Genomic DNA, 14,486 nt, shown 5'->3' on the forward strand with positions numbered 1-14,486 from the left:
TGTCAAATCACTCCGGATTTTAAGGGTACAAAGAAAACGCGATCGAGCTGCTCTTCCCGCCACTGCGTGACCGAGACGCGCGTGACCAGTGTCAGCACTTGCGACTGCGCGGCCTGCGATCCGACTGGCGCGACGAGCTTGCCGCCCACCGCCAGTTGATCCAGCAAGGCCTGCGGCACGTCGAGTCCCGCGCAGGCAATGACGATCGCGTCGAACGGCGCGGCCGCGGGCAAGCCGAGGCGGCCGTCGCCGTAATGAAGTCTGATGTTCGGCACGCGTAAAGGCCGAAGGTTGAGCTTCGCGCGCTCCGACAAAGGGCGCACGCGCTCGATCGAATAAACCTCAGTGGCGACCTGCGACAGCACGGCCGCCTGATAGCCGCAGCCGGTGCCGATCTCCAGCACCTTGCTCAATGCGCGCCCCGCCGCGACCAGCTCGATCATGCGCGCGACGACGGACGGCTTCGAAATGGTCTGGTGATGACCGATAGGCAGCGCGGCATCTTCATAAGCCTGCGCGGCGAGTCCCGGATCGACGAACATGTGGCGCGGCACCACCGACATCGCGTTCAGCACGCGCGGATCGGTCACGCCGTTCGAACGCAGCCGTTCGACCATGCGCTCGCGCACCCGTTCCGACGTGAGCGTCTGCGTGCTCGCCAGCGCCACGTTCGGCGCGCCCTTTTTCGTCGCGGTCGCGGCCGCGCTCAACTCGCGCTCGACGGGTCGCGCGGCCGTGCGCGGTGCATGCGACGCATGATGTGCCGGCGTGGCGCTCTTGCCCGCACCCGGAACCGGTTTCGTTGCGCCAATTGCGCTCTTCGCGCCGGAACGGGCGGGAAAAACAGAGGTGGCCTGCTTGGCGGACGCCGCCGCCGTCGCGGGATTCTTCATCGGGGCGTTCGCCGCGCGCGATGTATTCGGCTTGGCCGGCGACGCCGGCGCGGGCTTGAGCGCTGCAACGGCGGCCTGCTTGCCGCGCGAGTCCTGCGCCCGGGCCGCGGGCTTGCGCGGCTCGCGAACCAGATCCGCGAGCGCCAGCGGAAAGCGCTTGGCGCGCTCGTCGGTCATGTGCGGCGGCTCCCGGCACGCGCCCATTCGCGCGTCTCGGCCATGAGTTTCGTGTGGGTCAAATCGAGTTGCAGTGGCGTGATCGACACGAAGCCGTTCGCGACCGCGTGGAAATCAGTGCCTTCGCTTGCGTCGAGGGCGTCGCCGGACGGGCCGATCCAGTAGATCGGATTACCGCGCGGATCGCTCTGGCGGATGACCGGCTGCGAAGGATGGCGCTTGCCGAGGCGCGTCACTTTCCACTCGCGGAGCTGATCGTAGGGCAGGCTCGGGATGTTCACGTTCAGCAACGGATGGCCCGGCATCGGATGGTCGAGGAAATGCGCGACGATCTCGGCGGCCACGCGCGCGGCATCTTCGAGATGGAGCCAGTCGCGACCGACGAGCGAAAACGCGATCGCCGGAATGCCGAACATGAAGCCTTCGGTGGCGGCGGCAACGGTGCCCGAGTACAAGGTGTCTTCGCCGACGTTCTGCCCGTTGTTGATGCCGGACACGACGAGATCCGGCTGATGCTCGAGCATGCCGGTCAGCGCGATGTGCACGGAATCAGTTGGCGTGCCGTTCACGAAGTTGAAACCGTTGGGCGCCTGATGAACGCTCAAGGGCCGCGACAGCGTAAGCGAGTTGGACGAGCCGCTGCAGTTCTGCTCCGGCGCCATCACGGTTACTTCGCCGAGCGGCTGCAAGGCGCCGTGCAGCACATTGATGCCGCGCGCCAGATAACCGTCGTCGTTGCTGAGTAGGATTCGCATCCGACGATTGTAACCGAGGAACCATGGCGCGACGACGACTCGAAGGGTCGCGTCCGACGTCGTCCCTGCCCTACACTGAGCTCACTTTCATCAGGAGACGACATGCGCGCCGTACGATGCAACGAACATGGATTACCCGATACGCTTTCCATCGAAACGCTGCCCGATCTTCATCCGGAAGCCGGCGAAGTCGTCATCGACGTGAAAGCGGCGAGCGTCAATTTTCCGGACGTCCTCATCATCCAGAACAAATACCAGTTCAAGCCGCCGCTGCCGTTCACGCCCGGCGCGGAGCTCGCGGGCATCGTGCGCGAGGTGGGCGCGGGCGTCACGCGCCTGTCGCCCGGCATGCGCGTGGCCGCCTACACGGCGCAAGGCGCGTTCGCCGAACAGGCGCGCGCGAAGGAAACGGATTGCGTCGCGCTGCCCGATGACGTCGATCTCGCCGACGCCGCCGCGTTCACGCTCGCGTACGGCACGTCGTATCACGCGCTCGTCGATCGCGGCGCGCTCAAGGCCGGCGACACGCTGCTCGTGCTCGGCGCGGCGGGCGGTGTCGGGGTCGCGGCAATTCAGATCGGCAAGATCGTCGGCGCCCGTGTGATCGCGGCGGCGTCGAGCGCCGAGAAGCTTGCGTTCTGCCGCGAGCATGGCGCGGACGAAGTTATTGACTATGCAAAGGAAGATCTGCGCGAGCGCATCAAGGCGCTGACCGGCGGCAACGGCCCGGATGTCATTTTTGATCCCGTCGGCGGGGCGTATGCGGAGCCCGCGTTTCGCAGCATCGGCTGGCGCGGGCGCTATCTCGTCGTCGGCTTCGCGAACGGCGAGATTCCGAAGCTGCCTTTCAATCTCGCGCTGCTGAAAGGCGCGAGCATCGTCGGCGTGTTCTGGGGCGGTCACATGCAGCGCGAACACGCGCTCGCCGATCAGGAGTTCGCGACGATGGTCGGCTGGATCAAGGCGGGCAAGCTGCGCCCCGTCGTCACGAAACGCTATGCGCTCGACGAAACGCCGCAAGCCCTCGACGACATGATGAATCGCCGCGTGACCGGCAAGATCGTGATCGAACCGTGATGCGCCGGGTGCGGCCATTGCGCCCATTCGCGCAGATTCGCGGCTTGGCCGCGCCCGCTCACAAACGCCGCGATTGCGCGCCGGGCAGTATGCCGATGCGCGTCGCCTGCGCTGCTTGCGCGTCGCCGAACTCGGCCGCCGTGTAGTGGCGCATCGCGCACGCATGCTTGCCATGCAGCGCCTGAAACGCCGCCATCACCCGGCGCACCGAGAGCAAACGCTGCCAGAGCCGTTCCCTGAGTCCGCCGAAGGGCAGCACGGAAAGCGGCAGCACGACCGCGCCCGGCCCCCAGCCGGGACGCCAGGAGCGCGCAAGCCCCTGGCGCATGAACAGCGAAAGCGTGGGCACGCCGATGCACGACGCGAGATGCCCGAGGCCCGAATCGTTGCCGATGAACCAGGACGACTCCGCGATCCACTTTGCGACTTCGCTCAGTCGCGGCAGCGCGTTGACCTCGTGCCCTTCCTCGGCGATATCGCTCCAGCCGCCGATTTCGGCCGGCGCCACGAGAAAGCTCGGCTGCAATCGACGACGGATCAGCACGCGCGAGAGCGCCAGAAACTTATCGCGGCCCCACATTTTTTCGGGATGACTGCCCGTCGGATGGATCACCACGCGATTGGCGAAGCGCCCTGGCATGACGCCAGCCGGCACGACGAGACCGTTCGCGCGCGTCACATCGCGCAGGCCGAGCACGTTCGTCGCAATGTCGACGACACGGTCCACCATGTGCTTCACGCCGCCGTATTCCGGCAGCGTGGCGAAACACAGCGTGCGGCCCGAGCGGCTCAATGCCGACGCGTATTCGGTCGGCCGCAATTCGATCACCGTGTCGAACGCGCCCCGCCACGCGTCGGGCCGGCCGACCGTCATCTGCGGAAACCAGTCGGCGAGCTGCTCCGCGACCCAGCCGAACACGACGGGCCTATAACCATTGCGGATGAGATTGTTGACGAGGACGAGCCCGATGAGGCTGTCACCGATCGGCGATGGAAGTACCACCGCAATCGAACTGTCAGTTCGCAGTTTCATTCTTGTTCTCGCGGGATCGCGCCGATGAACGCCGCGCCGATGCCGCGCAGTAGCACCCGAATACGGAGTATTGCCCGGTTGCGTTACGACTTGATGTGCTCCCGATGCTCCTTTACCTCCGAAACACGCCGGACCTGCAGGAACCCGCCCTGCGGCGTCTGGACTGCGCAGCATGATAGCGATATCAGCCGCACATGACCATAACCGATCAGCGGGAACCGATTTGACAAGTTTTGTCACGCGGCCCGGCAGAGCGAAATCACTGCTTCAAGTCAGAGTTTTTCTGTCTCTCCGGTCTTCGGCTGCCACTTCATGAGCCGTCGCTCGACCAGCGCGACGAGGCCGTCGAGCACGAGCGCGAACGCCGTCAGCACGAGAATCCCGGCGAACACCGTGTTGATGTCGAAAGTGCCTTCGGCCTGCAGAATCAGATAGCCGACGCCGCGCGCCGAGCCGAGATATTCGCCGACCACCGAGCCCACGAATGCCAGACCAACCGACGTGTGCAGGCTCGAAAACACCCAGCTCGTCGCGCTCGGCAGATAGACGTGCCGCAGCAGTTGCTTGCGATTCGCGCCGAGCATGCGCGCGTTGGCGAGCACAACCGGACTCACTTCCTTCACGCCCTGATAGACGTTGAAGAACACGATGAAAAACACGAGCGTCACGCCGAGCGCGACCTTCGACCAGATGCCGAGCCCGAACCACACCGCGAAGATCGGCGCGAGAATCACGCGCGGCATCGAGTTGGCGGCCTTGATGTAGGGATCGAGGAGCGCGCTCGTCGTCGGCGCGAGCGCGAGCCAGAGGCCGACACCCAGGCCGAAGACGGTGCCGATCACGAAGGCCAGCACGGTTTCGATCAGCGTCACCCACAGATGGATATAGATTTCGCCGCTCGTGAACCACTCCCAGATGCGCACGAGCACCTTCTGCGGCTCGCCGAAGAAGAACGCGGCCTTGTTGGCGTCGTCGAAATAGAAAGGCGGCAGGAGCGTCGGGCTCGTCAGCACGTACCACAGCGCGAAGCATACGAGCAGCAACAGCCATTGCCACACGATGAGATTGGCGCGTCTCGGGCGCAGCTTGTTCCACATGTTCGTTTTAGTCTCAGTCGGCGGCGGCGGGCTTCAGCTGCTGCTGATAGCCCTTCAACACTTCCTCGCGCAGCACGCCCCAGATCTGCGCGTGCAGTTCGACGAAGCGCGCGTGCGAGCGGATCTCAGCGACATCGCGCGGCCGCGGCAAGTCGATCACGAATTCGCCGATCGGATGCGTGCCCGGCCCCGCCGACAGCACGACCACGCGGTCGGACATCGAGATCGCTTCGTCCAGATCGTGCGTGATGAAGAGCACGGCCTTGCGCTTCGCGGCCCACAGATCGAGCAGCTCGTTTTCCATCAGTTGACGCGTCTGGATGTCCAGCGCGGAGAACGGCTCGTCCATCAGAATGATGTCCGGATCGAGGATCAGCGTCTGCGCCATCGCGACGCGCTTCCTCATGCCGCCCGACAACTGATGCGGATAGCGATCGCCGAAGCCGCCCAAGCCCACGCGCTTCAGCCACTCCTCGCCGCGCGCGTCGGCTTCATGCTTCGGCAGGCCCTGGAACGCGAGGCCGGCCGTCACGTTGTCGAGCGCGGAGCGCCACGGCATGAGGGCATCGGCCTGGAACATGTAGCCCGCGCGACGGTTGATGCCCGTGAGCTTCTCGCCGAAGACGCTCACCGTGCCCGACGATGGCTCGAGCAGCCCCGCCGACACGTTGAGCAGCGTGGACTTGCCGCAGCCGGTCGGCCCGACCACGGACACGAACTCGCCCGGCGCGATCGTGAGACTGGTATTGCGGACCGCGGTGTAGCGGTCGCGGCGATTCTCGCGCGAGGCGAACGTGCAGGTGACGTCGTCCAGCGCGAGCGCAGGTGTCGGCGCGTTCATCGATCAGACCTTGACGGTGGCGAGCGCCTTCTTCACGAAGTCGTTGGTCCAGGTCTTCGACAGATCGATCGGCTTGCCCTTCACGGTTTCGTCGAAAGCCTGCAGCGTCTTGAGCGAGGTCGCGGGACCGTCGGCGGGCATCAGGCCGTCCGGCGACAGCGCCTCCTTCACGTGCTGCCACGAATCGAGATAGAGCGCGCGATCACCGAGCAGATAGCCTTCCGGCACGGTCGAGATCAGATCCTTGCCCGATGCCGTCTGCAGCCACTTCAGCGCGCGCACCATCGCGTTGGTGAGGGCCTGCGTCGTGTTCGGGTTCTTCGTGATGAAGCTCTGCGACGCGTACAGGCAGCCCGCCGGCATGTTGCCGCCGAAGACCTTTTTCGTATCGGCGAGCGTGCGCGTGTCCGACACGATGAGGATATCGCCCGCACGGTCGAGCTTGGTCATCACCGGATCGAGGTTGGCGATAGCATCGATCTGTCCGGATTGCAGCGCGGCGATCGCACCCGCACCCGCGCCCACGCCGATGAACGACACATCGGTCGCCTTCAGTCCGGCCTGCGCGAGGACGAATCCCGCCATGATCGACGTCGACGAGCCCGGCGCCGTCACGCCGATCTTCTTGCCCTTCAGGTCCGCGACCGACTTGTAGTTCGGCATCGTCTTCTTCGACACGGCCAGCACGATCTGCGGCGCGCGGCCCTGCAGCACGAACTCGCGGAAGTACTGGTTCTTTGCCTGCAACAGCAGCGTGTGCTCGAACGCGCCGGACACCACGTCCGCGCTGCCGCCGACCGCCGCCTGCAACGCCTTCGCGCCGCCCGCGAAGTCGGCGATTTCGACGTCGAGCCCTTCGTCCTTGAAGTAGTTGCGGCGCTCCGCGATCGTGAGCGGCAGATAGTAGAAGAGATTCTTGCCGCCGACCGCGATCGATACCTTGGTCTGTTCCGGCTTGTTCTGCGCGAAGGCGAGCGGCATGCCCGACATTGCCCCGCCCGCGAGCACGGCGCCGCTCGCGATGAACGTTCTGCGTTTCATCGTTGTCTGTCTCCTGGTTTTATCGTTGTCAGCGCTGCCCAGCCCGAGGCTCAGATCACCCTGGCCGCCCGCAGCCGCGCAATATCGTCGGCATCATACCCGAGCGTTTGAAGTACTTCATCCGTGTGTTCACCGAGTTGCGGCCCGAGCCAGCGCGTTTCGCCCGGTGTTTCCGACATCTTCGGCGTCATGTTCGGCAGCGTGATCTCCTTTCCGTCCTGCCACGGGAAACGCTGGAGCATCTGGCGCGCGATGTATTGCGGATCGGTGAACATGTCGGCGACGCTGTAGATGCGGCCCGCCGGCACGTCGGCGGCGTTGAGCACGGCGAGCGCTTCGTCGATGCTGCGCGTCGCGAGCCACGCCGCGATGGCGTCGTCGATTTCCTGCGTGCGCGGCACGCGGCCGTCGTTCGACGCGAGCGCGGGATCGTTCGCGAGATCCGCGCGGTCGATCGCGTTCATCAGGCGCTTGAAGATCGGATCGCTGTTGCCGCCGATCACGATGCTGCCGTCGCGGCACGGATACGTATTCGACGGCACGATGCCCGGCAGCGACGCGCCGGTGCGCTCGCGCACCATGCCGTACACGCCGTATTCGGGCACGACGCTTTCCATCATGTTGAAGACGGCTTCGTACAGCGCGACATCGACGACCTGCCCCTTGCCGCCATTCACCTGCCGATGATGCAGCGCCATCAGCGCGCCGATCACGCCATGCAGCGCCGCGATCGAATCGCCGATCGAAATGCCAATGCGCGGCGGCGGCAGGTCCGGATAGCCGGTGATGTGACGCAGCCCGCCCATCGATTCGGCGATCGCACCGAAGCCCGGACGGTCTCGATACGGACCGGTCTGGCCGTAGCCGGAAAGACGCACCATCACGAGGCCGGGATTCCCGGCGGACAGCACTTCGTAACCGAGTCCGAGCTTTTCGAGCAGACCGGGCCGGAAGTTCTCGACGACGACATCGGCTTCCTGCGCGAGCCGCCGGACGATCTCCTTGCCCTCCTCGGCCTTGAGATTCACCGTGACGGATTTCTTGTTGCGCGCCTGCACCGCCCACCACAGCGACGTGCCGCCGACCTCCGGATAGAGCTTGCGCCACTTGCGCAGCGGGTCGCCGCCGTTCGGATCTTCGATCTTGATGACGTCGGCGCCGAACTCGCCCATGAAGCGCGCCGCGAACGGCCCCGCGATGAGCGTGCCGAGCTCCAGCACCTTGACGCCGGCGAGCGGCCCCGTCGTTGTGCTCATGACGTGTCTCCTTTGGATGTTCTTATGTGTGTTTCTCAGGGGTGTTTCAGAGCGGCATGTCGAGCGGCCTGAAGCGTGGCGTGCCGTCGGCGAGCGTCTCGTTGAACATCTCGGCCGGGCGCACCCACAAGCCGCGTTCGTGCGGCCACAGATGCTCGTAGACGATCATCGCTTCCTCGGTTTCCGAGTGCCGCGCGACGCCGATCACGCGATACAGCCCGCCTTTGTAATGACGATGCGTCGCGAGCGCGAGAGCTTCGGTTTCTGTCATCGGTGTTGTCCTGCTGATGTGCGCGTTCACACTGAGCGGCGATCGAGCATCGCGCGCGCGATCGTGCCGGCATCGACATACTCGAGCTCGCCGCCGACCGGCACGCCGCGCGCGAGACGCGTCACCTTCAGCCCTTTCGACTTGAGCGTCTGCGCGAGATAGTGCGCCGTCGCCTCGCCTTCGTTCGTGAAGTTGGTGGCGAGCACCACTTCCTGCACCACGCCGTCGAGCGCGCGATTGATGAGGCGCTCGAAGTGGATCTCCTTCGGGCCGATGCCGTCGAGCGGACTGAGCCGTCCCATCAGCACGAAGTAGAGCCCGCGATACGTGAGCGTCTGTTCGAGCATGATCTGGTCGGCGGGCGTTTCGACGACGCACAGCTGCGCCGGGTCGCGTTCCTCGTCGAGGCAGACTTCACAGATGTCCGCTTCCGTGAAGGTGTTGCACTTCGCGCAATGCTTCAGATGCTCGGTCGCGAACAGAAGCGATGCCCCTAGCTTCTCGGCGCCCGCGCGATCATGCTGCATGAGGTGATACGCCATGCGCTGCGCCGACTTGGGTCCGACGCCGGGCAGCGCGCGCAGCGCTTCGACGAGCGCCGACAGGGCGGAAGGTTGTTTCATGTGTCCTTCATGTGACATCGAAGCGCGCCGGATTCGCTCCGGCGCGCGCGATCAGAACGGCAGCTTGAAGCCCGGCGGCATCGGCATGCCGGCGGTCATGCCGCTCATTTTCTCTTGCGTGGTGGCCTCGGCCTTGCGCACGGCGTCGTTGAACGCGGCCGCGACGAGGTCTTCCAGCATGTCCTTGTCGTCGGCGAGCAGGCTCGGGTCGATCTGCACGCGGCGCACGTCGTTCTTGCAGGTCATCGTCACCTTCACGAGACCGGCGCCGGACTGGCCCTCGACCTCGATCTGCGCGAGCTGATCCTGCATCTTCTTCATGTTTTCCTGCATCTGCTGAGCCTGTTTCATCAGCCCGGCGAGTTGGTTCTTCATCATGGTTCAGCTCCTTACTGGAAAACGTGTGGCGGAAGCGCGCGCAGTGCGCGCGCTCGATATTCGGTGCGATGCGCGGCGTCGGAGAACGCGCCGCGCCCTTCAATTCACGACGGATTTGCGCCCGATGCGGAAATCGGCTTGATCGAGCCCTGGACGATGCTCGCGCCGAAATCGCGGATCAGCGATTGCACGAACGGGTCCTGCCGGATCTCCTGCTCGGCCTCCTGCTGGCGCCGCGCGCGGTCTGCCGCATCGAGCGCGGCCGCGGTGCGGCGCGCGGGCGCGACGTTGACGGTGACTTCGATCGCGCGGCCGAGCTTCTCGGTGAGCGCGGCCTTGAGCTTCGTGACGTGCGAGGCGTCGGTGTACATCTGCACCGCGACCGCGAGCGTGACGGAATTCGCGTCGCAGGCCGTCAGTTCGCTGTTGAACGCGAGCTGATAGGCGACGCCCTTCAGCGGCAGATCGACGGCGAGCGCGGCCCATTCGACGGACACGCCAAGCGCCTCGAGCGGCACGGCGGGCGGCAGCGGCGTCGTGTCGATCGCGGGCGCGGGCTTCGCCACGGGCTCGCCGCGAAAGTGCAGGTCGTCGGGGCCGCTGTCGAACGCGGGCACGAAGCCGTCGTCCGGCGGCATGAAGTATTCGGCTTCCGATCCCGCCGGCGGATAGTCGTCGGGCGGCATGTCTTCCCACGGCGGCACGACCTTCGCGCCGCCGGCGCTGCTGGCCGCGGGCTTCGGCTCGGGCGCGGCGGATGCCGCGGGCGCAGCCGGCGCGCGGCGTGGCGTGGGCACCTGAACCTGCACGGCAGGCTTCGCGGCAGGCTTGGGCGTGGCGGGCGCTGCCGCCGGCGCAGCCGATGCGCCGCGCGCGCCCCGATCGGATGACAAACGCATGCCCGCGCTACGCAGCACTTCGAGCGCGGCGCTCGCGCCGCTTGCCGCGCGCGGTGCAGCGGCTTCAGTTTCGGGCTCGGGCGCGCGCGGTGCAACGGGCGCGGCTTCATCCACGGCCTGTCGCGCGGCGCTCGGAACCGGCGCGGGTTTCGCGGGAACGGGCTCGCTCGCCTCGAGGGATGCGGCAGGCTGCGCGCTTTCGGCGGCGGGCTCTTTCGGCGGCGGCTCCTTCGCCCTGACGACGACGGTTTCCACCGCTTTCGCGACCGGCGCCGGAGCGACGGCGCGCTCGGCCATCGCGCCCGCGAGCGCGGCACTGCGCACCGGTTTCGCGCCCGACGGCGCGCTCACCGCGACGCCGCCTCCCGAACCGCTTGCCGGCTCGAACGCGAGCATGCGCAGGAGCGTCATCGTGAAGCCGGCGTACTCGTCCGGCGCGAGACCGAGCTCGCTGCGCCCGACCGTGGCGATCTGATAGAAAAGCTGCACCTGCTCGGCGGAAAGCGTCTCCGCGAAGCGGCGGATATCGGCGGCTTCCGGCCATTCATCCAGCACCGACGACGGCGCGAACTGCGCCCATGCGACGCGATGCAGGAGACTCGCGAGATCCTGCAGCGCCGTCGAGAACGACAGGCTGCGCAACGCCATTTCGTCGGCGATCGCGAGCACGCCCGCGCCATCGCTCGCGGCGAGCGCGTCGACGAGACGGATCAGATAGCTTTGATCGAGCGCGCCGAGCATGCCGCGCACGGCTTCCTCGGTGACCTCGTTCGCCGAATACGCGATGGCCTGATCGGTCAGCGAGAGCGCATCGCGCATGCTGCCGTCCGCCGCGCGCGACAGAAGACGCAGCGCCTGCGATTCGAACGTGATGCTCTCCTGCTGAAGAATGTTCTCCAGATGAGACACGATATGCCCTGCCGGCATCTGCTTCAGATTGAACTGGAGGCAGCGCGAGAGCACGGTAACGGGAATCTTCTGCGGATCGGTCGTCGCGAGGATGAACTTCACATGCGGCGGCGGCTCCTCCAGCGTCTTCAGCATTGCATTGAAGGCGTGGTTCGTGAGCATGTGCACTTCGTCGATCATGTAGACCTTGAAGCGCGCATCGACCGGTGCGTACACGGCGCGTTCGAGCAGCGCCGCCATTTCGTCGACGCCGCGATTGCTCGCCGCATCCATCTCGACGTAATCGACGAAGCGGCCTTCGTCGATCTCCCGGCACGCACGGCACACGCCGCACGGCTTCGAGGTCACGCCGGTTTCACAGTTGAGCGCCTTCGCGAAGATGCGCGAGAGCGTCGTCTTGCCGACGCCGCGCGTGCCCGTGAACAGATAGGCGTGATGCAGGCGGCCGCCGTCGAGCGCGTGCGTGAGCGCACGAACGACGTGCTCCTGGCCGACGAGCGACTCGAACGATTTCGGCCGCCACTTGCGTGCGAGAACTTGATAGGTCATGCGCGAAATTGTATCAGCATCGACCTCGCGCAAACGCCGTTCCAAAAGGGCGCCGGCGGGCTTGAACATGACGCTTTCGGCTGACGCGGACGCACGAAAACACCGCGGCCGAATGGCACGCAAATGGCACGCGAACGGCACGTGAATGGCACGCGAAGAAGCAGATGAACCCGGGGAAACGAGGAAGGAACAGCGTGAGAGAGGAACAGCGGAAGAAAAGCGGAAGGTGACGAGCCCGACCCTCGGCACTGGTGGAAAACGGCTGTGGCTGCTTCGTTCCCGACCTGACCAGGTTGACCGCGCCACCATGCGAGGAGGCCCGTCACGTCGAATTGTACCACGGGGCCACGCGCACCCGGAAGCCGTCGGTGAATCGCGCCGACTTCGCGGCGCCCTCTTGTACCTGATGCTTTCGCCCTCAGATCGTCCCTATCAGCATCCGGCAACGGATAGCAAAGTAAGCTAAGATGACATGTGAATTGTGCGGAAGTGGTGCATGTCGCCTTTCCGCGGATCATTCGCCGCTACTCGCGAGTCATTCTGGCGCATGGCGTGCGGGCGTGAACCCCGCTCGTCGGCGACGAAATTTTTTTCAGTTTTGGTGTATCGTGGCGAGCATTCAAACGCGGGCCTCGATTCAATAGAGGTATTCAGACAATGAGCGAATCAATCAAGCACATCAGCGACGCTTCTTTCGAACAGGATGTCGTCAAGTCGGATAAACCTGTCCTGCTCGACTTCTGGGCCGAGTGGTGCGGTCCGTGCAAGATGATTGCCCCGATCCTCGACGAAGTCGCGAAGGATTACGGCGATCGCCTGCAGATCGCGAAGATCAACGTGGACGAGCATCAGTCGACGCCGGTCAAGTTCGGCGTGCGCGGCATCCCCACGCTGATTCTCTTCAAGAACGGCGCAGTCGCCGCACAGAAGGTCGGCGCATTGTCCAAGTCGCAACTCACCGCGTTCCTCGACAGCAACCTGTAACGGCATCATCATTCGCGCGGGCATCGGCATCACCGGGCGCCCGCGCCGCGCATCACGTCGCGATATCAGCACGACTGACGAACGCGCCCCGGATGCAGCCGATGTTGTCACGCGACAACATCGGCGAAAAGCCCCGCCCAAAAGCCCACCCGAGGCTCGTGTGGCGTGTGCTATGCTAGAATCATAAGAGTTCAAGAAGTATTAAGTCTCGAGCGGTTCCGCTCACCTCTTCTCCCAAATCTTTCTGTCGCACCTCTCTCCCCGGCGGGAAATCCGTATGCATTTATCCGAGCTCAAGTCTCAGCACGTCTCCGCACTGATCGAGATGGCCAATGGCCTCGAAATCGAAAATGCGAACCGCCTGCGCAAGCAGGAACTCATGTTCGCGATTCTTAAAAAGCGCGCCAAGGCTGGCGACACGATTTTCGGCGACGGCACCCTCGAAGTGCTGCCCGATGGCTTCGGCTTCCTGCGCTCCCCCGAGACTTCATATCTCGCGAGTACGGACGATATCTATATCAGCCCGTCGCAAATCCGCCGCTTCAATCTGCACACCGGCGACACGATCGAAGGCGAAGTGCGCACGCCGAAGGACGGCGAGCGTTACTTCGCGCTCGTGAAGGTCGACAAAGTCAACGGGCAGCCGCCCGAGGCCTCGAAACACAAGATCATGTTCGAGAACCTCACGCCGCTGCATCCGAACAAGCCGCTGCCGCTCGAGCGCGAAATGCGCGGCGAGGAAAACGTCACGGGCCGGATCATCGACATGATCTCGCCGATCGGCAAGGGCCAGCGCGGTCTGCTCGTCGCGTCGCCGAAGTCGGGCAAGACCGTGATGCTGCAGCACATCGCGCATGCGGTGAAGGCGAATCATCCGGACGTCATCCTGTTCGTGCTGCTCATCGACGAGCGCCCGGAAGAAGTGACGGAAATGCAGCGCTCGGTGCGCGGCGAAGTGATCGCGTCGACCTTCGACGAACCCGCCGCGCGTCACGTGCAAGTGGCCGAAATGGTCATCGAGAAAGCGAAGCGTCTCGTCGAAATGAAGCACGACGTCGTGATTCTGCTCGACTCCATCACGCGCCTCGCGCGCGCCTACAACACGGTCGTGCCGGCATCGGGCAAGGTGCTGACGGGCGGTGTCGACGCCAACGCGCTGCAGCGTCCGAAGCGCTTCTTTGGCGCGGCGCGCAACATCGAGGAAGGCGGGTCGCTGACGATCATCGGCACGGCGCTCATCGAAACCGGCAGCCGCATGGACGACGTGATCTACGAAGAGTTCAAGGGCACCGGCAACATGGAAGTGCACCTCGAGCGCCGTCTCGCGGAAAAGCGCGTCTATCCGTCGATCAATCTGAACAAGTCGGGCACACGTCGCGAAGAACTGCTCATCAAGCCGGACCTGCTGCAGAAGGTCTGGGTGCTGCGCAAGTTCATCCACGACATGGACGAAGTCGAAGCAATGGAATTCCTGCTCGACAAGATCCGTCAGACGAAGAACAACGCCGAGTTCTTCGACATGATGCGTCGCGGCGGAAGCTGATCTCCATTCGTCGCAAAGAAAAACCGCCTGCTTCGCCAGGCGGTTTTTTTTCGTGCAAATTTTTGACCGGGCCGGCCAACCTCGCGCCGAAAGATCCTAAATATAATGATTTTTCGGGAGACGCCCTCATGCGCGCGACATTGTCACTATGCGGGCGTCT

General features: G+C 64.8%; 14 protein-coding genes and 1 other RNA gene. 3 read left to right on the forward strand and 12 right to left on the reverse strand.

The features are described from left to right. Positions 1-2: 2 nt before the first annotated feature. Positions 3-1,097 carry a protein-L-isoaspartate(D-aspartate) O-methyltransferase gene (locus tag AC1Z32_RS21795; RefSeq protein WP_483480526.1) on the reverse strand — a complete coding sequence of 365 codons (1,095 nt, stop codon included), beginning with the start codon at positions 1,095-1,097 and terminating at the stop codon, positions 3-5. Continuing rightward, positions 1,067-1,825 (reverse strand): 5'/3'-nucleotidase SurE, encoded by a 759-nt coding sequence (gene surE, locus AC1Z32_RS21800; RefSeq protein WP_483480527.1) that lies wholly within the window; start codon positions 1,823-1,825, stop codon positions 1,067-1,069. The genes AC1Z32_RS21795 and surE overlap by 31 nt, the downstream gene beginning before the upstream one ends. A gap of 102 nt (positions 1,826-1,927) precedes the next feature. On the opposite strand from surE, the gene AC1Z32_RS21805 reads away from it, so the two are divergent. Then, positions 1,928-2,902, forward strand: a complete 975-nt coding sequence (locus tag AC1Z32_RS21805) for an NADPH:quinone oxidoreductase family protein (protein WP_483480528.1) — start codon at positions 1,928-1,930, stop codon at positions 2,900-2,902. Between the two features lie 58 nt (positions 2,903-2,960). Here the strand turns inward: AC1Z32_RS21805 and AC1Z32_RS21810 are convergent, their stop codons facing one another. From AC1Z32_RS21810 to ffs, 10 genes are all read right to left on the reverse strand, one after another. Then, complete coding sequence (locus AC1Z32_RS21810; protein ID WP_483480529.1) at positions 2,961-3,935, reverse strand: glycosyltransferase family 9 protein; 975 nt, start codon at positions 3,933-3,935, stop codon at positions 2,961-2,963. Positions 3,936-4,207: 272 nt separating this feature from the next. After that, on the reverse strand, positions 4,208-5,032 hold the full coding sequence (locus AC1Z32_RS21815) for an ABC transporter permease (RefSeq protein ID WP_483480530.1): 825 nt from the start codon (positions 5,030-5,032) through the stop codon (positions 4,208-4,210). 13 nt (positions 5,033-5,045) lie between these two features. Further along, complete coding sequence (locus tag AC1Z32_RS21820) at positions 5,046-5,873, reverse strand: ABC transporter ATP-binding protein (protein ID WP_483480531.1); 828 nt, start codon at positions 5,871-5,873, stop codon at positions 5,046-5,048. A 3-nt stretch (positions 5,874-5,876) separates the two neighbouring features. Further along, on the reverse strand, positions 5,877-6,914 hold the full coding sequence (locus AC1Z32_RS21825; RefSeq protein WP_483480532.1) for an ABC transporter substrate-binding protein: 1,038 nt from the start codon (positions 6,912-6,914) through the stop codon (positions 5,877-5,879). A gap of 50 nt (positions 6,915-6,964) precedes the next feature. Then, on the reverse strand, positions 6,965-8,170 hold the full coding sequence (locus AC1Z32_RS21830; protein WP_483480533.1) for a CaiB/BaiF CoA transferase family protein: 1,206 nt from the start codon (positions 8,168-8,170) through the stop codon (positions 6,965-6,967). Between the two features lie 46 nt (positions 8,171-8,216). Continuing rightward, a complete protein-coding gene (locus AC1Z32_RS21835) occupies positions 8,217-8,441 on the reverse strand; it encodes a DUF1653 domain-containing protein (RefSeq protein WP_062605550.1) in 225 nt (74 codons plus the stop codon). A 26-nt stretch (positions 8,442-8,467) separates the two neighbouring features. Continuing rightward, entirely contained in the window at positions 8,468-9,064 is a 597-nt protein-coding gene (gene recR / locus AC1Z32_RS21840; RefSeq protein WP_483480534.1) for a recombination mediator RecR, read from the reverse strand. A 51-nt stretch (positions 9,065-9,115) separates the two neighbouring features. Next, positions 9,116-9,442: a YbaB/EbfC family nucleoid-associated protein gene (locus tag AC1Z32_RS21845; protein ID WP_008349334.1), complete on the reverse strand. Its 327-nt coding sequence runs from the start codon at positions 9,440-9,442 to the stop codon at positions 9,116-9,118. A 104-nt stretch (positions 9,443-9,546) separates the two neighbouring features. Further along, positions 9,547-11,799, reverse strand: coding sequence for a DNA polymerase III subunit gamma/tau (locus AC1Z32_RS21850; RefSeq protein WP_483480535.1), 2,253 nt, complete (start codon positions 11,797-11,799; stop codon positions 9,547-9,549). Between the two features lie 225 nt (positions 11,800-12,024). Beyond that, an RNA gene (gene ffs, locus AC1Z32_RS21855) (signal recognition particle sRNA small type) lies at positions 12,025-12,123 on the reverse strand. A gap of 333 nt (positions 12,124-12,456) precedes the next feature. Between ffs and trxA the strand changes: the two genes are divergently transcribed. Beyond that, on the forward strand, positions 12,457-12,783 hold the full coding sequence (gene trxA, locus AC1Z32_RS21860) for a thioredoxin TrxA (RefSeq protein WP_008349330.1): 327 nt from the start codon (positions 12,457-12,459) through the stop codon (positions 12,781-12,783). 277 nt (positions 12,784-13,060) lie between these two features. Beyond that, positions 13,061-14,326: a transcription termination factor Rho gene (gene rho / locus AC1Z32_RS21865; RefSeq protein ID WP_483480536.1), complete on the forward strand. Its 1,266-nt coding sequence runs from the start codon at positions 13,061-13,063 to the stop codon at positions 14,324-14,326. The last annotated feature ends 160 nt before the right edge of the window (positions 14,327-14,486 follow it).

The organism is Caballeronia sp. 11_S32, assembly GCF_056930355.1.